The organism is Pseudomonas anatoliensis, assembly GCF_017976235.1.
Lineage (GTDB): Bacteria > Pseudomonadota > Gammaproteobacteria > Pseudomonadales > Pseudomonadaceae > Aquipseudomonas > Aquipseudomonas anatoliensis.
The window spans coordinates 486,256-502,829 of record NZ_JACVHC010000001.1; the positions used below are offsets into that span (position 1 = coordinate 486,256).

The following is a 16,574-nucleotide window of genomic DNA, read 5'->3' on the forward strand; positions in this document are numbered from 1 at the left end:
CCGTGAGCCCCATGATCCTTCCCGAAATCCACGAATTCCTTGGCTGCCGCACTCCCGACGCCTGGGTCCAGGCCGCACTGGCCGATCAGGAAACCCTGCTGATTGACCACAAGAACTGCGAGTTCAAGGCTGCCAGCACCGCGCTGAGCCTGATAGCCAAGTACCATTCCCACGTCGACCTCATCAACATGATGTCGCGTCTGGCCCGGGAAGAGCTGGTGCATCACGAACAAGTCATGCGCCTGATGAAACGCCGCAAGATCGAATTGCGCCAGCTCCACGCCGGTCGCTACGCCTCGAGCCTGCGCAAAGTGGTGCGCAGCCACGAGCCGGTGAAGCTGGTGGATACGCTGGTGGTCGGCGCGTTTATCGAAGCGCGCAGTTGCGAGCGTTTCGAAGCACTGGTGCCGCATTTGGACGAAGAACTCGGCAAGTTCTACTTTGGTTTGTTGAAAAGCGAGGCACGGCATTTTCAGGGTTATCTGAAACTGGCTTATCAATATGGTGAGGCGAAGGATGTTGCGCAGGTGATCGAAAGAGTCCGCGCCGCCGAGCAGGAGTTGATCGAATCGCCGGATACGGAATTCCGCTTTCACAGTGGCGTGCCTGCCGCTGTATAACCTTGTGAAACCGTCTATGTAGGAGCTGCCGAAGGCTGCGATCTTTTGATCTTGCTTCTAAAATCAAAATCAAAAGATCGCAGCCTTCGGCAGCTCCTACAGGGGGTTGCATTTCAAATGCAGGCGGCGATGTTGTTTCGTGATTGTTAAAAACTCTTAAGAGTATGAAACATCACCGAAAACCGGCCCCCGCGGCCGGTTTTTGCTGCCTGGGATAAACGTCTCGCCCCTGATTGCCGCCATAATGCCGCCCACTTCACAGATGGTTGGCAGATGGTCGTTATGGATAACCTGGGTTTTGGCAAAGTCCTGTTGGTGGAAGACGATGAGCGCCTCGCCACACTGATCGCACACTTCCTCGAACAACATGGCTACGAGGTGCGCACGGTGCATCGCGGTGATCTCGCCGTGGCGGCTTTTCTGGCGTTCAGGCCCAAAGTCGTGGTGCTCGACCTGATGCTGCCGGGGCAGAGCGGTCTGCACGTGTGCCGGGAAATCCGCAGTGTGTCGGACACGCCGATTGTCATTCTGACGGCCAAAGAAGACGACCTCGATCATATTCTGGGCCTGGAGTCCGGTGCTGATGACTACGTGATCAAGCCGATCAAACCGCCGGTGTTGCTGGCTCGATTGCGCGCCTTGCAGCGCCGGCAGGTGCCGGACAGCGGCGTGGTGCATTTCCTTGAATTCGGTCAGTTGAGCATTGATCGCAGTTGCCGCGAAGTGCGCCTGGGGGGCGAGATCATCGAAATGACTACCATGGAGTTCGAGCTGCTGTGGCTGCTGGCCAGTGCCGCCGGCAATACGCTGTCGCGCGATGACATCCTCAATCGCATGCGCGGCATTGCCTTCGATGGGCTCAATCGCAGCGTCGACGTGTACATCAGCAAGTTGCGCAACAAGCTCAAGGACAACCCTCGCGAACCGGTGTGCATCAAGACAGTGTGGGGCAAGGGATATCTGTTCAATCCGTTTGCGTGGGAGTTGTAGATGCTGCGGTTATTCCTCGGGCTGTTTCTGGTGATGACGGTCGGTCTGGTGCTGGCGTTGCAGACGGTCGAACACACCTTCAACGCGTTGCTCGACAACCAGATGCAGGCCTACAACCGCGAGGCGGTGCGCGGTCAGGCGTGGTCGTTGGTAGATCATTTGCGCGGGCGGCAGGGCGCCGATCGTGAGCAGCGACTGGAGAGCTTACGGCCGCATTACGGTCTTACACTGAAACTGGTCGAAGCCGATCAACTGGCCCTGACGCCAGAGGAAAAAGCCCAATTGGCGCAGGATGTGCTGGTGATCCGCGACAACTACACCCAGTTCATCAGCAACATAGACGGCGGTTCGCAGGTGCTCAGCATCAAGCTGCCGCCGGAACCGAGCCTGATGCCGTTCTACATCGCCGCCGCTTACGGGATGCTGGCGGTGTTGATCGGTATCGTCCTGTTTTTCTGGGTGCGCCCGCACTGGCGTGACCTGGAGAAGCTGCGTCTGGCGGCAGAGCGCTTTGGCGACAACGATCTGTCGGCGCGCATTCAGTTGTCCAAACGCTCGAACATCCGCGACCTGGCCGAGCACTTCAACTTGATGGCGGCGCGCATCGAAGGCTTGATCGCCAATCAGCGTGAACTGACCAACGCCGTCTCCCATGAGCTGCGCACACCGATTGCGCGGCTGTCGTTCGAACTCGACCAGCTCAAGCAGTTGCCGGACGCCAGTCAGAACCGCGAACTGATTGCCGACATGTACGCCGACCTTGGCGAGCTGGAGGAAATGGTTTCGGAACTGCTCACCTACGCCAGCCTTGAAAGGGGTGCGACGGTCATCAAGCGCGAGAACATTCAAGCGGCCAATTGGCTCGACAGCGTCGTCGGCAGCGTGGCGCTGGAGGCGGAAGCGGCGGGGGTGCAGTTGTTGATTGGTGAGTGCCGGCTCGACACGGTGCGCATCGAACCGCGCTTCATGGCGCGGGCGGTGATCAACCTGCTGCGCAATGCCATTCGCTATGCCGAGCAGCGCGTGGAAGTGACGCTGGTGCGCACCGGGGACTATTACGAAGTGCGGGTCAACGACGACGGGCCAGGCGTGCCTGTGCATGGCCGGGAGAAGATTTTCGAACCGTTCTCGCGGCTGGATGCCAGTCGCGATCGGCGTACCGGTGGTTTTGGATTGGGACTTGCGCTGGTGCGGCGGGTGTCGCAGTCCCATGGCGGTCAGGTTGAAGTCGGCGATTCGCCATGGGGCGGAGCGTCGTTTCGGATGACGTGGGCGCATCTGGATTAACGATGCTGGCCGGGGCAGACACAAAAAACTGTAGGAGCTGCGGCACGCTGCGATCTTTTGATCTGGCCTTTAATACCAGGATCAAAAGATCGCAGCGTGCCGCAGCTCCTACACTTGGGTTGCGTTTGCAAATGCTCGCCAAGGATCCGTGATTTATTGGGTCAGCCCGAGGCGTTCATGCCATTGGGCGATGGATTCTTCAGGGTAAAGCTCGAATTGTTGATCCTTGGGCCTGGCATCGACCTCGACCCACGGCGCTTTCGAGCCCAGCATCAGGTGAGTGTGTTCCGGCGGCACCGGCAACGGTGTGTCGATGGCCGAAGCGAACGGGTGGATCAGCTCCGGCCATTCCGGGCTGAACAGCCACAATCCAGTGCCGCACAGCGAACAGAAATGCCGTTCGGCGGTGCTGCGGTGAGCACGTTTTTCGCCTTCGTCTTTCATTCGTGCGTGGTAGATGCTGATGTGTTTGCGACCCCGAACCTTGAGGCTCGTGGCGTCGCCGCCGAGGTTGATCGCGTAGCCGCCACCGCCCTGGGTCTTGCGGCAGATCGAGCAATAGCAGCGTTGATAAGGGTAGGGGTGGGCACTGGTGAGGCTGAACGAAACCTCGCCGCAATGGCAGGAGCCTTCGAGGTGCATGGGTGCTCTCCGATAGCAGGGTTGAACGCTTGAGCCTAGATCATTGTGCCGGGTGCCTGCCGGTGTGATTCGACGCGCGCCCGCAGCGTCTAGCCCCTGTGTCCCCGCAATCCCATGGGGCGAGACTTCGGAACCCGGCATGCAAGCGCTGTTGAACGAGATCCTTGACGCTGTCCGGCCACTGATCGGGCAGGGCAAGGTGGCTGACTATATTCCCGCCCTCGGCACCGTGCCGGCCAATCAATTGGGCATCGCCGTCTACGGCAATGATGGCGAGATGTACTGCGCTGGCGACGCCGAAACGGCGTTTTCGGTGCAGAGTATTTCCAAGGTGTTCAGCCTGGTGCAGGCCATCGATCATTCCGGCGAAGCGATCTGGGAACGCCTTGGCCATGAGCCGTCCGGTCAGCCGTTTAACTCGCTGGTGCAGCTGGAATTCGAGCGCGGGCGCCCACGCAACCCGTTCATCAACGCTGGCGCGCTGGTGATCTGCGACATCAACCAGTCGCGTTTCGCCGCACCGACCCTGTCGATGCGTGACTTCGTCCGGCGCCTGTCGGGCAACCCGCAGATCATGATCGACGGCAAAGTCGCCGACTCCGAATATCAGCACCGCGCGCGCAATGCGGCGATGGCTTACCTGATGCAGTCCTTCGGCAACTTCCACAATGACGTCGAAGCGGTGCTGCGCAGTTACTTCAGCCACTGCGCCCTGCGCATGAACTGCATCGATCTGGCCCGGGCGTTCTGCTTCCTGGCCAATGACGGTTATTGCAAACACAGCGGCGAACAGATTCTGACTCGGCGCCAGACTCAGCAGGTCAACTCGATCATGGCTACCAGCGGTCTGTACGACGAGGCGGGTAACTTTGCCTATCGCGTCGGTCTGCCGGGGAAAAGCGGCGTCGGCGGCGGGATCGTCGCGGTAGTGCCGGGGCAGTTCACGGTGTGCGTATGGTCGCCCGAGCTGAATGCCGCGGGCAATTCGCTGGCGGGGATGGCGGCGCTGGAGATGCTCAGTTCGCGGATTGGCTGGTCGGTGTTTTAACCCTATAGCACGAACGCTGAAAAAACCTGTGGGAGCTGGCTTGCCAGCGACGGCGGCGTATCAGGCAACATCAATTTTGAATGTGCCGGCCTCATCGCTGGCAAGTCAGCTCCCACAGGGTTGGTCATGTTTGCGGAAGGTGTATTTCAGCGAAGAATCCTATACATTTTCCGGCCGCCCTCTGCATGGTGAATCCGCTTCATGTCTCTTGCGCTCGAACGTCTAGTCGCTGGCACGCCGATCCCTTTCGCTGGTAACCGCGTCACTGTGGTCAGCCCCGAACTGGCTGCGCGTTTTCAGCCCGGAGACCATCTTTTGGTGGAGCAGATGAGTGGCGAGTTATTGCTGATTCCGGTCGTGGATCAACAAGCGGCCTCGGTTGCGATCGAGCGCGCCGCTGCGGCGTTTAGCGCATTGTCGGCGGTGTCGGACGAGGCGATCAGCCAATTCTTCGATCTGTTCGCGCAACGTCTGCAAACCGCCGAATGCTGGGCGCAGATCGAAGCCGCCAACCTCACCGATATCGAGCGCGCCAAGGCTCGCGGACGTTCCACTACACGGCTGCTCGCCGATGAGCGCATGCGCCGCGACATGATTGCCGGTCTGCGGGCCTGGCGTGATGCGCCACCGACGCGCGGCAAAGTCATCAGCAGCGTCGAGCACGACGGCTGGAAGGTCGAGCAAGTGGTTTCGCCGCTGGGCATTGTCGCGTTTGTCTTCGAAGGTCGCCCGAATGTATTCGCCGATGCCGCCGGTGTACTGCGCACCGGCAATACAGCGGTGCTGCGCATTGGCAGCGATGCGTTGGGCACGGCGCAAGCCATCGTCACTCACGCGTTGAACCCGGCGCTGGCAGCGGCGGGTCTTCCGGCGGGCGCCGTGTCGTTGGTCGAGAGCGTCAATCACGCGGCCGGTTGGGCGATGTTTGCCGATCGGCGCCTGTCGCTGGCGGTGGCTCGCGGATCGGGGCGTGCGGTCAGTCAGTTGGGCAGCATTGCGCAGCAGGCGGGGACTGCGGTCAGCCTGCATGGCACCGGTGGCGCGTGGTTGATTGCCGATCGAGACGCTGACGCTCAGCGCTTCGCGGCAGTGGTGCGCAACTCGCTGGATCGCAAGGTCTGCAACACCCTGAATGTCTGCCTGATTCAGCGCGAACGTGCTGCTGAACTGGTGCCGCTGTTCCTTGATGCGTTACAACAGGCCGGCACCGCACGCGGGCAGGGCTGCAAGTTGCACATCGTCGAAGGCAGTGAAAATTGCCTGCCGACTGAATGGCAGAGCGCGACGGTGCAGGTTTATCGCGCCGAGGGTTATCAGACTGAAGCGCTGGCCGAACCACTGGCGGAATCCGCGTTGGGCCGCGAGTGGGAATGGGAGGAAACGCCGGAAGTCAGCCTGATGATCGTTGAAGATCTGGATCAGGCGATTGCGCTGTTCAACCGTTATAGCCCGCAATTCACCGTGTCGCTGATCAGCGAAAGTGCGCAGGTTCAGGAGCGTTTTTACAACGCAGTCAATGCGCCGTTCGTGGGCAACGGCATCACCCGTTGGGTCGATGGCCAGTACGCGCTGAACAAGCCGGAGCTGGGGCTTTCGAACTGGGAGAGCGGACGCTTGTTTGCGCGCAGTGCGATTCTTTCGGGGGATGGCGTATTTACTGTCCGCAGTCGCATGACTCAAACAAACCTCACCGTAAAACGCTGAGTACCTTGTGTAGGAGCTGCCGCAAGCTGCGATCTTTTGATTTTGGTTTTTTAGAAGCAAGATCAAAAGATCGTCCGATCGCGGCCCGAGCCTTCGGCAGCTCCTACAGGGGTGAGCTGTTCATTGTGTAGATCGCACGTGTGGCGAGGGAATTTTGTTGTCTGTTCAGGCAGCGGCTTTTGCTTGAACTGCGCAAACTGCCGGTTGCTCGGCCAGCGGTACAAAGGTGCGGCGGTCCGAGGACAACGCATCAATCGAGCCAGTCTCGATGTCGTACACCCAGCCATGCAAATTCAGCAGGCCTTTCTCCTGCGCCAGGCGCACGCTCGGATGGGTCTGGATATTCGCCAGTTGCGCGATCACGTTTTCGCGCACCATCGAACTCAATTTCGCCGCGTCACTGGCATGCGGCCGCGCCTCATTCACCACTTTCGCTGACTCGGCATGCTGCAACCAAACGCTGACGGCGGGCAGGTGATCCATGCATTTGCACTGGGCAATCGCCGTCATCGCACCGCAGTCCGAATGGCCGCAGATCACAATGTCGGTCACGCCGAGCACCGCCACGGCGTACTCCACCGTCGCCGAAACCCCACCCGGATGCGGACTGTAGGACGGCACGATATTGCCGGCGTTGCGGATCACAAACAGCTCGCCGGGTTCTTGCTGGGTCAGCAGTTCCGGCACGACACGGCTGTCGGAACAGGTGATGAACAAGGTGCCGGGCTGTTGGGTGGTCGCCAGGTGTTTGAACAGTTCGGTGCGTTGCGGGAAGGCTTCGTTCTGGAACTTCAGGAAACCGTCGATCAGGGCTTTCATGTGTATGTCCTCTTCAATGGAGATCGGTGGGCCCGCACGTGAGGTGCGGGCCGGGACGCATCAGAACGGACGCAGGGGCAGGAATTTGCCGTCGAGGGTGACCACGGCGCGGGAGCCGCCTTCCGGGTCTTCGACTTTTTTGATGTCCAGTTTGAAGTTGATCGCGCTGATGATGCCGTCGCCGAATTGCTCATGAACCAGGGCTTTGAGGGTGGTGCCGTAGATCTGGATCATCTCGTGGAAACGGTAGATGGTCGGGTCGGTCGGCACACCGCTGAGGCTGCCGCGCAACGGGATGATCTGCATCGCCGATACATCGTCTGCATCCAGCTCAAGTTTGTCGCCAACCACTTGGGCAGCGTTTTTCGGCAGCGGATGCTGGCCGAGCAGGGCGGCGGTGACGAAAGCCAGGCTCAGACCGGTGCCGTCGGTGAGATCCTGCCACGACAGATTTTTGCCTGCCTTGGCGTCGAGAATGCGGGTGGTCAGGGCCAGGCTGGTGTCGTTGTAGGCGTGGGACTGTTGCATGGTGTCACTCCTTTCAGGGGTTGGCTTGCTGTGTGGGACTGATCTTCTGCTGATTGACCCATAGCGTCCAAGACCCATATACAATGCTTCGTATAAGCCCTGCCTATAGATGGTGTGCACGATGCTGTTGCGACATTTGCGTTATCTGCTTGCCGTTGCCGATCACGGCGGCTTCACCCGCGCTGCTGAAGCGCTGCATGTGTCACAGCCGACGCTGTCACAACAGATTCGCCAACTTGAGGAAACCCTCGGGGTGAACCTGTTTGATCGCACCTCCCGGTCGGTCAAGCCAACGGACGCCGGTGAGGCCTATATCGAATGTGCGCGACGGGTGCTGGTGGAGCTGGAGGCGGGCAAGCGGGCGCTGCATGACGTGAAGGATCTGTCGCGTGGCACCTTGCGCCTGGCCATGACACCGACGTTCATGGCGTATCTGGTGGGGCCGCTGGTGCGCGACTACACGGCGCGATTTCCGGGAATTCATCTGGAAATTTTCGAGTTGTCGATGGATGACATTGAGGCGGGGCTGGCGGATGACTCTCTGGATATCGCCATTGCCTTCACCCCGGTGCGCAATGCCGATATCGAGTGCATTCCGGCGTTCACCGAAGTGTTGGGAATCATGGTCGGGCGCGAGCACCCGTTGTACGACAGCACGTTGAGGCTGACACCGGATGACATCGCACAGCTGGATTTTGCCTTGCTGGCGCCGGACTTCATCACGCGCTTATCGGTGGATGAGTATTTCCGTCAGCACGGCATCACGCCCAAGGTGCGTATTGAAGTGAATTCGGTCAGTACGCTGCTGGAGGTGGTGCGGCATTCGCCGATTGCGACGATGTTGCCGGAGGCGATTGCGACTGAGGATCGCGCTTTGCGCAGGCTGCGGGTAGAAAGCGAAGCGCCGCAGCGCGGGGCGGCGTTGTTGCGGCGCAAGAATAATTATCACAGTGCGGCGGCGCAGGCGTTCACCAACCTTGTCCTCAAAACACATCCCCACCTGTAGGAGCTGCCGAAGGCTGCGATCTTTTGACTTTGGTTTTTAAAAACAAGATCAAAAGATCGTCCTTTGCGGCCCGAGCCTTCGGCAGCTCCTACAGGGGATAGTAAAAAAGGGCCTGCTTCCATTGGGAAGCAGGCCCTTTTTAATGTTGAAGTTGTGGCTTAGCAGAACCGATCAATCACCCGAACTTCATTCTTGTTCTGCATCGAGTCCCACGCTTGTTTCAGCGTCTGCAGAACATTACCGATGAAGTCCTTGTCGGCCGCGGCTTTTTTGCCGACATAACCTTGGCCGCGGCGGTACATCTTCAGGCGGGCCAGCAGGTTCTGATTGTTGCGGTCGAACTCTTCTTCGCCAGCGTGGGGCGCCAGGCAGTCGATATGCACTTGGCCCGACTTGCTGATCCACAGAATATGGCTGTCGAGGCTGTCTTTTTGCGCAGCGAACATACGAGCCAGTTCTTCGATAGTAGGTTGATTGTTCAGATTCATGATTTTGCCCCTTGACCAGTTTGGTGATCTTTCTAAGTTGATTCGCTAATACAGGTAGCCCATCGGTTAGTTGATCCCTGGCACCGAAACCAGGACGTCAGCGGTCGCCCGTTTGAAGTACGGGGTCGTGCATCTGTTGCATGTAGTCGTGTTGAATAACTGCTACGCGATAGCGTCACAACGAGGAGAAGCAGCGAAAACCGGGAGGCCCTTGTCGACGTTTTCAGGGTCGACGCACAAGCGTCTTGAGAATTTTCGCCAGCGCTTCTCGTCCTTGTACTGGACGTTCAGGCCAGGTCAGCTTCTTCAATCTGCCTTGTGGGCAGCGTGTATCCGGAAAAAACAACTCGGCGGTCAGACGAGTTTGCTCAAGCGTGTTACCCGTGTTCCCGATCGGGGAACGTCTTCATCATGCAAAAGCAAAACGACGCCGTCAACGGTTTTGTAGTGATTATTTTTGAGCACTACATATTGTCGGACAAAGCTGTTTTGGAATGAGAACGGATCCGTTCAGGCGACGGAAACGGGGCTGCGCAGGGTATAGAACGTGCACGGATAGCCGTCTACATCGCGATGGCTCAAGGTGAGTTCGGCGCCGGCCAATTCCGGCATCAGCCTGGCCCAGAAGCGCTGTGCGGGCAGGTTGGCGTCGATATGGAAAATCTGCCACCGACCGGGGATTTGGCTCAAGAGGGCAGAGACGACAAACTGCGCGACGCCTTGGCCACGCATGCGTCGGGTTATGAAGAAGTAGCCGATGTTGAATTCGGCGCCGTCGATGTGGGTTTCGTTATCCACCGTGACGAAGCCAGCGAGTTCGCCATCGACGCGGATTAGAAAGGGGCGGGTGGCCGGGTGGCGCCAGTAAGCGTCTTTTGGCTGGAGGGCGAAGAAGCCATGCCCGGCGAGCTTCAGCGGCAGCCATTCGCTGAAGTCGTACGCGTAGAACTGCATCAGGTTTTCGATGATTTGCAGTTCGTCACGCTGGGCGAGGTGGAGTTCGATGTTGGGCATTTTGGCGAATCTCCCACTGTGATGACTCCAATATTGTGGACTCTGACTTTGTGGCGAGGGGATTTATCCCCGACGGCCTGCGCAGCAGGCCTTTATTTGAATCAAGAGAGGGGCCGCTGCGCAGCCCATCGGGGATAAATCCCCTCGCCACAGGATCCCCTCACCATAAGAAACGTTGTTATTTGGCCGTGCGTTTGGTTGTGCCGGTAGTCTTGCTGCGCGTTGATTTGCGTTTTTTCTTCCACGGCGTAGCAGCCTTTCCGGCAGGGGGCGGGCCACTGATGGTCAGGCTCAGAGCAGAACAGCGAGTCACCTGCTTGCTCATCCACGCCGCTTGCTTGGTGACGAATTCTTCCAGGCTCATCTCACCGCTCTGCACCATGTCCAGCGCCTGCTCCCAGATCGCCGTGGTGCCGGGGTCGGCAATCGCTCGGGGTACGGCGTCGATCAGGCTGAACGCCGCCGGTGTTGCCGCAAGTGCCTTGCCGTTTTTCACCAGATAACCGCGATCAAGCAAACCCTGAATGATCGACGCACGGGTGGCTTCGGTGCCGATGCCGGTGGTGTCCTTGAGCTTCTGTTTGAGCAGCGGATCTTCCACCAGTTTGGCAACGTTCTTCATCGCCTTGATCAGATCGCCTTCGGTGTAGGGCTTGGGTGGCTGCGTCCACAAATCCTTGAGTTTCACATCAGCGACGGCGCAGTCGATACCTTGGCTCAGCGTCGGCAAGGTTTGCGGTGCCGGCGCTTCACGGCCCTTGCTCGGTGCCAGTGCCTCGGGCAATGCGCGCTTCCAGCCCGGTTCGATGATCTGTTTACCGACCGCACGCAACGCTTCACCGGCGCAATCGAAATCAGCCTGGGTGCGGTCGTATTCATGGTTGGGTAGAAATTGCGCCAGATACCGCGCGCGGATCAGTGTGTAGACCGCGCGGTGCTTGCCCGTCAGGCGTTCAAGGTTCTTTGCCGCAGCGGTGGGGATGATGCCGTGGTGCGCGGTGACCTTGCTGTCGTTCCACGCCCGGGAGCGACGTTGCGGCTCTAGAAAACCTTGCAGCGCTTCGAGACTCGGGTCGGCCTGACGCAGTGCCGCGAGAATCCCCGGTGCCTCACCGTGCTGGCTCAGCGGCAGAAAACCGCAATCGCTGCGCGGATAGGTGACGACTTTGTAGGTCTCGTAGAGTGCCTGAGCGATGTCGAGGGTTTCCTGCGCACCGAGGCCGAGTTTCTTCGAGCAGACTTCCTGCAACGTACCGAGGTCGAAGGGCAGGGGCGCCACTTCACGCATGCGCTCGGTGCGCAGCTTGACGACCCGAGCAGTGGCGGCGCTGCCGATCGCGGCGGCGGCTTGTTGCGCGAGTGCCTGATTCAAACAACGATCCTGATCATCACAGACGTCCGGCGGCGCACGCCATTGCGCGGTAAACGGCGTGCCGTTGTGCAGCAGTTGCACGTCGATCGCCCAAAACGGCACCGGCACGAAGTCGGCGATGCTGCGATCACGATCCACCACCAGGCGCAACGTCGGCGTCTGTACTCGACCGACCGGCAACACACCTTGATAACCCGACTGTCGGCCGAGCAGGGTGAATAGGCGGCTCATGTTCATGCCGATCAACCAATCGGCCCGGGAGCGACCCAGTGCTGAGTGATACAGGCTGAACGTCTCTGCACCTGGCTTCAGCGCGGCCAAGGCCTTGCGGATCGACGCCTCGTCCAGTGCCGACAGCCACAAGCGGCGGATCGGCCCGCGATAGCGGCAATGCTCGACCAGTTCCCGGGCAATCATCTCGCCCTCACGATCGGCGTCGGTGGCGATGATCAGTTCGCTGGCCTCGCCGAGCAGGCGTTTGACTGCTTTGTACTGACTGGCCGTACGCGGCTTGACGGTCATTTTCCATTTGTCCGGAATGATCGGCAGATCTGCCAGTACCCAGCGCTTGTAGCGTGCGTCGTAGGCGTCCGGCGGAGCGGTTTCCAGCAAATGGCCGATGCACCAGGTCACCGTGACGTCTGTTCCCAGCCAGCAGCCGTCGCCCCGGCGCCTGGCACCGAGTACGGCCGCAATGTCTTTGGCCTGAGAAGGTTTTTCACAGAGGTACAGCCGCATAACCACCACGTCGATCAATGTCCGAAGAGGTGCACAGAATGGCCGCACTTACGCCCATGGGCAACTTTTATCTGTATGGATATACAGATAAAAGGGTTGCGGGAAGTGACTGGCATCGTCGGGACGCGGTTAGCGTTCAAGATTGCCGTTCGGCCGTGAAGTCCACCTGAACCTGACACATGCGCTATACCTGAACCGGTCTGTTCGCCGTATCAGGAGAGCCCCATGAAAACCTCCGGCCCCAGCCCCGTCATCACCCTCGAACAACTTACAGGTTGCCTGCTGGTGAAATTCCATGGCATCCAGGTTGCCGCATCCTCCCACGCGATGATCCTCAACGAGGCCAACTACCCGCCGGTTTACTACGTCCCTCGCGAAGACATCGACGAAAAGTATTTCGCCCGCACCGACCACACCAGTTACTGCCCGTACAAGGGCGACGCCAATTACTTCAGCCTGCAGGTGCCGGGGCATGGGGGGCGAATGCGGTGTGGACTTACGAGAAACCGAAAATATCGGTCGATCAGATCAAAAACTATGTGGCGTTTTATCCGGATCAGGTGAAGTTTGAGGTGATCAAGGCAGATGCCTGACCTCTCGCTGAGGAGGTTCAAGTGGGGGGGTGAATTCTGTGGTGAGGTGATTGTGTGGTGAGGGGATTCTGTGGTGAGGGGATTTATCCCCGATGGACTGCGCAGCAGGCCCTTTTTAAGGGGGCCGCTCCGCGACCCATCGGGGATAAGTCCCCTCGCCACAGGGCCCCTCACCACAGGGTCATCTGTGGCGAGAGGCAACTTTCAGTTCTTGTCCAGATCGATATTCTTCGTCTCGCGCAGAAAGATCATCCCCACCACCAGGCTCACCCCGGTAATCAACACCGGGTACCACAGCCCATAAAAAATATCCCCGGTGTACACCACCAAAGCAAACGACACCGTTGGCAGAAATCCGCCGAACCAGCCGTTGCCAATGTGGTACGGCAGCGACATCGAGGTGTAGCGGATGCGGGTCGGGAACAGTTCGACCATCAGCGCCGCGAGCGGGCCGTAGCACATGGCGGAGATGATGATCAGCGCCACGATCAGGGCGACGATCATCGGTTTGTTGGTCTGCTGCGCATCGGCCTGTTGCGGATAGCCGGCGAGGGTGATTGCGCCGCGTAAGGCCGATTCATCGAAGCCGTCGAGTTTCACGTCGCCAACACTGACCTGTACGGCGCTGCCGGCCGGTGCGGCGGCGCTTGAGTAGGGCAGGCCTTGTTTGACCAGGAAGGTTTTGACCTTGTCGCACGGGCTGTCAAATTTCGCCTTGCCCACCGGATCGAACTGGAAGGTGCAGGTTGCAGGGTCGGCCAGCACCGTGATTGGCGCCTGACGGCTGGCCTGATCGATCGCCGGGTTGGCGTAATGCGCGAGGGATTTGAAAATCGGGAAGTACAGCACCGTCGCCAGCAGCAGGCCGAGCATCAGCACCGGTTTGCGCCCGACCTTGTCCGACAGCCAGCCGAAGAAAATGAAGAACGGCGCGCCGATCACCACGCTGATAATCAGCAAGGTGTTGGCCAGCGCCGGGTCCATTTTCAGAAACTGGGTGAGGAAGAACAGCACGTAGAATTGCGCTGCGTAGAAGGTCACGGCTTGCCCGGCGTTGATGCTGAACAGGGCGATCAGCACGACTTTGAGGTTTTCCCATTTGCCGAAGGATTCGCGGATCGGCGCTTTCGAGGTTTTGCCTTCCTCTTTCATCTTCAGATAGGCCGGCGACTCGTGCAGGCTCAGGCGAATCCAGGTGGAAATGCCCAGCAGCACAATCGACAGCAGGAACGGAATCCGCCAGCCCCACACTTCAAACTGGTCGCCCGTGAAGTAGCGGCAACCGAGCACCACCAGCAGCGACAGCAGCAGGCCGAGGGTCGCGGTGGATTGAATCCAGCTGGTGTGGAACCCGCGTTTACCCATCGGCGCGTGTTCTGCGACGTAGGTTGCGGCGCCGCCGTACTCGCCACCGAGCGCCAGGCCCTGAAGCATGCGCAGCACCACCAGAATGATCGGCGCGGCGATGCCGATGCTGGCGTAGGTCGGCAACAGACCGACGCAAAATGTTGCTACGCCCATCAGAATGATCGTCGCGAGGAAGGTGTATTTGCGCCCGATCATGTCCCCCAACCGACCGAACACCAGCGCCCCGAACGGCCGCACGATGAATCCGGCGGCAAACGCCATCAGCGCAAAGATGAACGCCGTGGTGTCGTTGACCCCGGCGAAAAACTGTTTGCTGATCACCGCCGCGAGGGCGCCGTAGAGGAAGAAGTCATACCACTCGAACACCGTCCCCAGTGATGAAGCGAAGATGACTTTGCGTGTATCCGGGCTGGTGTCCGCGTTGTACGCGGCGTCCAGCGGCTGAGCGTGTTCTGACATATCGGTTCCCTCACAGTGATTGTTTTTGTTGTTCCACTGGTGTTGCGTGTCCGGGTGCTGCGCGATGCCTTGAATTAACGCGGTTCCCTGTAGGAGCTGCCGCAGGCTGCGATCTTTTGATTTTGTTTTTTACAATCAAAAGCAAGGTCACAAGATCGCAGCCTGCGGCAGCTCCTACAGGGTTTCGGTGAGTTCGGGTTTTTGGGTTTGGCTCCTTTTTTCCGGGTTGAGGATCAGCTGCGCGGCCTTCTCGGCAATCATCAGCGTAGGCGAACAGGTGTTGCCCGAGATGATCCTTGGCATGATCGAGGCGTCGGCAATGCGCAAACCGGGCACGCCGTGTACGCGCAACTGCGCATCGACCACCGCATCGCCGTCATCGCCCATGCGGCAGGTGCCGACCGGATGGAAAATCGTCGTGCCGATCCGCGCCGCCGCTTCGTGCAGTTGCTCTTCGCTTTGCAGGCTGTCGCCCGGCAAATACTCGACTGGTTTGAACGCTTGCAGGGCCGGAGCGCTGACGATACGTCGGGTCAGGCGGATGGCGTCGGCGGCCACGCGCAGGTCTTCGGGGTGGCTCAGATAATTGGGTTGAATCAGCGGCGCCTCTTGCGGATCCGCCGAGCGAATTTCGATGCGGCCACGACTCTGCGGACGCAAATCACAGACCGACGCGGTGAAGGCCGGGAAATTGTGCAACGGCTCGCCAAAACGCTCCAGCGACAGCGGCTGCACGTGGTATTCAAGGTTTGCCGACGTCTGCTCCGGCCCCGAGCGGGCAAACGCGCCCAACTGACTCGGCGCCATCGACAACGGCCCGCTGCGGTCATACAGATAACGCAGGCCCATGCCCATCTTGCCCCACACACTGCCGGCGATCTGGTTGAGGGTGCGGGCGTTTTCCAGTTTGTAGATCAGGCGCAGTTGCAGGTGATCCTGCAAATTGCCGCCAACCCCCGGCAAATCATGAATCACGCCAATGCCGAGGCGTTCCAGCAGCGGTCGCGGGCCAATCCCGGAGCGCTGCAGAATGCTTGGCGAGCCTACGGAGCCGGCGCACAGCACAATCTCTTTGCGCGCCTTGAACTGTTTGACCAGGCCTTCATGACGCGCACTGACAGAAGAGGCGCGACCGTCCTTGAGCAAAACACGATCGACCTCAACCCCGGTCAGCACCGTCAGATTCGCCCGGTCACGTATCGGTTTGAGAAAGGCTTTGGCCGCGTTCCAGCGCACGCCGGCCTTCTGATTGACCTGAAAGTAACCGCAACCCTCGTTGTCGCCCTGATTGAAATCCTCAACAGAGGCAATCCCACTTTGTTCAGCGGCGCTGCGAAAGGCATCCAGAATCGGCCACGACAAACGCTGTTGTTCGACCCGCCATTCACCCTTGGCGCCATGAAATTCAGCGCTGCCGGCAAAGTGGTTTTCGCTCTTTTTGAATAGCGGCAGCATGTCGTTCCAGGCCCAGCCCGGATTGCCTTCCGCCGCCCAGCCGTCGTAGTCGTTGGCCTGGCCGCGCATGTAGATCATGCCGTTGATGGAAGAACAGCCGCCAAGCACTTTGCCGCGCGGATAGCTCAGGCTGCGACCTTGCAGGCCGGGTTGCACTTCAGTCTTGAAGCACCAATCGGTGCGCGGGTTGCCAATGCAAAACAGGTAACCGACGGGGATATGAATCCACGCATAGTTGTCGCGTCCGCCAGCTTCGAGCAGCAACACGCGCTGCTGTGGATCAGCCGACAGCCGATTGGCCAGCAAACACCCGGCGGGGCCAGCGCCGACCACGATGTAATCGTATTCATCGAGGGAAGTCTGCATTCCCTGACCTCGCTTTTTGTTTTTATTGTCGAACACTCTAGTTGTTAGCTTTCGTTAAAAGAATGTTAGTTTTTGCG

Annotated in this window: 14 protein-coding genes and 1 pseudogene; 7 read left to right on the forward strand and 8 right to left on the reverse strand. The window is 59.3% G+C overall.

Annotated elements, in window-relative coordinates:
- The first annotated feature begins 11 nt into the window (after positions 1-11).
- The 3 genes from ICA16_RS02120 to ICA16_RS02130 all read left to right on the forward strand — a co-directional run bounded on the left by ICA16_RS02120 (position 12) and on the right by ICA16_RS02130 (position 2,897).
- Complete coding sequence (locus ICA16_RS02120; protein ID WP_150602857.1) at positions 12-620, forward strand: MiaE family protein; 609 nt, start codon at positions 12-14, stop codon at positions 618-620.
- A 282-nt stretch (positions 621-902) separates the two neighbouring features.
- Positions 903-1,610: a response regulator gene (locus ICA16_RS02125; protein WP_210553199.1), complete on the forward strand. Its 708-nt coding sequence runs from the start codon at positions 903-905 to the stop codon at positions 1,608-1,610.
- Positions 1,611-2,897, forward strand: coding sequence for an ATP-binding protein (locus ICA16_RS02130; RefSeq protein ID WP_150615305.1), 1,287 nt, complete (start codon positions 1,611-1,613; stop codon positions 2,895-2,897).
- A 153-nt stretch (positions 2,898-3,050) separates the two neighbouring features.
- Here ICA16_RS02130 and ICA16_RS02135 read toward each other — a convergent pair whose 3' ends face one another.
- Positions 3,051-3,539, reverse strand: coding sequence for a GFA family protein (locus ICA16_RS02135; protein WP_210699809.1), 489 nt, complete (start codon positions 3,537-3,539; stop codon positions 3,051-3,053).
- A gap of 139 nt (positions 3,540-3,678) precedes the next feature.
- Between ICA16_RS02135 and glsB the strand changes: the two genes are divergently transcribed.
- Both glsB and ICA16_RS02145 read left to right on the forward strand, forming a co-directional pair.
- A complete protein-coding gene (glsB, locus tag ICA16_RS02140) occupies positions 3,679-4,587 on the forward strand; it encodes a glutaminase B (protein WP_150592233.1) in 909 nt (302 codons plus the stop codon).
- A gap of 201 nt (positions 4,588-4,788) precedes the next feature.
- Positions 4,789-6,291 carry an aldehyde dehydrogenase family protein gene (locus tag ICA16_RS02145; protein WP_210699810.1) on the forward strand — a complete coding sequence of 501 codons (1,503 nt, stop codon included), beginning with the start codon at positions 4,789-4,791 and terminating at the stop codon, positions 6,289-6,291.
- A 165-nt stretch (positions 6,292-6,456) separates the two neighbouring features.
- On the opposite strand, the gene ICA16_RS02150 is transcribed toward ICA16_RS02145, so the two are convergent.
- Both ICA16_RS02150 and cynS read right to left on the reverse strand, forming a co-directional pair.
- A complete protein-coding gene (locus ICA16_RS02150) occupies positions 6,457-7,110 on the reverse strand; it encodes a carbonic anhydrase (RefSeq protein WP_210699811.1) in 654 nt (217 codons plus the stop codon).
- A 60-nt stretch (positions 7,111-7,170) separates the two neighbouring features.
- The gene (gene cynS, locus ICA16_RS02155) at positions 7,171-7,638 is read right to left on the reverse strand and encodes a cyanase (protein WP_210699812.1); all 468 of its coding nucleotides are present in this window, start codon (positions 7,636-7,638) and stop codon (positions 7,171-7,173) included.
- Between the two features lie 121 nt (positions 7,639-7,759).
- Here cynS and cynR point away from each other — a divergent pair, with 121 nt between their 5' ends.
- Positions 7,760-8,644 (forward strand): transcriptional regulator CynR, encoded by an 885-nt coding sequence (gene cynR, locus ICA16_RS02160; RefSeq protein ID WP_210699813.1) that lies wholly within the window; start codon positions 7,760-7,762, stop codon positions 8,642-8,644.
- A 158-nt stretch (positions 8,645-8,802) separates the two neighbouring features.
- On the opposite strand, the gene ICA16_RS02165 is transcribed toward cynR, so the two are convergent.
- From ICA16_RS02165 to ICA16_RS02175, 3 genes are all read right to left on the reverse strand, one after another.
- Positions 8,803-9,132 (reverse strand): hypothetical protein, encoded by a 330-nt coding sequence (locus ICA16_RS02165; RefSeq protein ID WP_042559618.1) that lies wholly within the window; start codon positions 9,130-9,132, stop codon positions 8,803-8,805.
- Between the two features lie 510 nt (positions 9,133-9,642).
- Positions 9,643-10,146: a GNAT family N-acetyltransferase gene (locus ICA16_RS02170; RefSeq protein WP_210699814.1), complete on the reverse strand. Its 504-nt coding sequence runs from the start codon at positions 10,144-10,146 to the stop codon at positions 9,643-9,645.
- Positions 10,147-10,324: 178 nt separating this feature from the next.
- Positions 10,325-12,256, reverse strand: coding sequence for a DNA topoisomerase III (locus ICA16_RS02175; protein ID WP_210699815.1), 1,932 nt, complete (start codon positions 12,254-12,256; stop codon positions 10,325-10,327).
- 327 nt (positions 12,257-12,583) lie between these two features.
- Here ICA16_RS02175 and ICA16_RS02180 point away from each other — a divergent pair.
- Positions 12,584-12,849: pseudogene (locus ICA16_RS02180) on the forward strand (DUF427 domain-containing protein).
- A gap of 204 nt (positions 12,850-13,053) precedes the next feature.
- On the opposite strand, the gene ICA16_RS02185 reads toward ICA16_RS02180, so the two are convergent.
- Together ICA16_RS02185 and ICA16_RS02190 are read right to left on the reverse strand one after the other, a co-directional pair.
- A complete protein-coding gene (locus ICA16_RS02185; RefSeq protein ID WP_150615314.1) occupies positions 13,054-14,676 on the reverse strand; it encodes an MFS transporter in 1,623 nt (540 codons plus the stop codon).
- 174 nt (positions 14,677-14,850) lie between these two features.
- Positions 14,851-16,497 carry a GMC family oxidoreductase gene (locus ICA16_RS02190; protein WP_210699816.1) on the reverse strand — a complete coding sequence of 549 codons (1,647 nt, stop codon included), beginning with the start codon at positions 16,495-16,497 and terminating at the stop codon, positions 14,851-14,853.
- Between the last annotated feature and the right edge of the window lie 77 nt (positions 16,498-16,574).

Coding starts and splice junctions, on each gene's coding strand:
- ICA16_RS02130 (WP_150615305.1), top strand. CDS start 1,611: ATGCTGCGGTTATTCCTCGGGCTGTTTCTGGTGATGACGGTCGGTCTG.
- cynR (WP_210699813.1), top strand. CDS start 7,760: ATGCTGTTGCGACATTTGCGTTATCTGCTTGCCGTTGCCGATCACGGC.
- ICA16_RS02190 (WP_210699816.1), bottom strand. CDS start 16,497: ATGCAGACTTCCCTCGATGAATACGATTACATCGTGGTCGGCGCTGGC.
- cynS (WP_210699812.1), bottom strand. CDS start 7,638: ATGCAACAGTCCCACGCCTACAACGACACCAGCCTGGCCCTGACCACC.
- ICA16_RS02135 (WP_210699809.1), bottom strand. CDS start 3,539: ATGCACCTCGAAGGCTCCTGCCATTGCGGCGAGGTTTCGTTCAGCCTC.
- ICA16_RS02145 (WP_210699810.1), top strand. CDS start 4,789: ATGTCTCTTGCGCTCGAACGTCTAGTCGCTGGCACGCCGATCCCTTTC.
- ICA16_RS02120 (WP_150602857.1), top strand. CDS start 12: ATGATCCTTCCCGAAATCCACGAATTCCTTGGCTGCCGCACTCCCGAC.
- ICA16_RS02170 (WP_210699814.1), bottom strand. CDS start 10,146: ATGCCCAACATCGAACTCCACCTCGCCCAGCGTGACGAACTGCAAATC.
- ICA16_RS02185 (WP_150615314.1), bottom strand. CDS start 14,676: ATGTCAGAACACGCTCAGCCGCTGGACGCCGCGTACAACGCGGACACC.
- ICA16_RS02150 (WP_210699811.1), bottom strand. CDS start 7,110: ATGAAAGCCCTGATCGACGGTTTCCTGAAGTTCCAGAACGAAGCCTTC.
- ICA16_RS02175 (WP_210699815.1), bottom strand. CDS start 12,256: ATGCGGCTGTACCTCTGTGAAAAACCTTCTCAGGCCAAAGACATTGCG.
- ICA16_RS02125 (WP_210553199.1), top strand. CDS start 903: ATGGATAACCTGGGTTTTGGCAAAGTCCTGTTGGTGGAAGACGATGAG.
- glsB (WP_150592233.1), top strand. CDS start 3,679: ATGCAAGCGCTGTTGAACGAGATCCTTGACGCTGTCCGGCCACTGATC.
- ICA16_RS02165 (WP_042559618.1), bottom strand. CDS start 9,132: ATGAATCTGAACAATCAACCTACTATCGAAGAACTGGCTCGTATGTTC.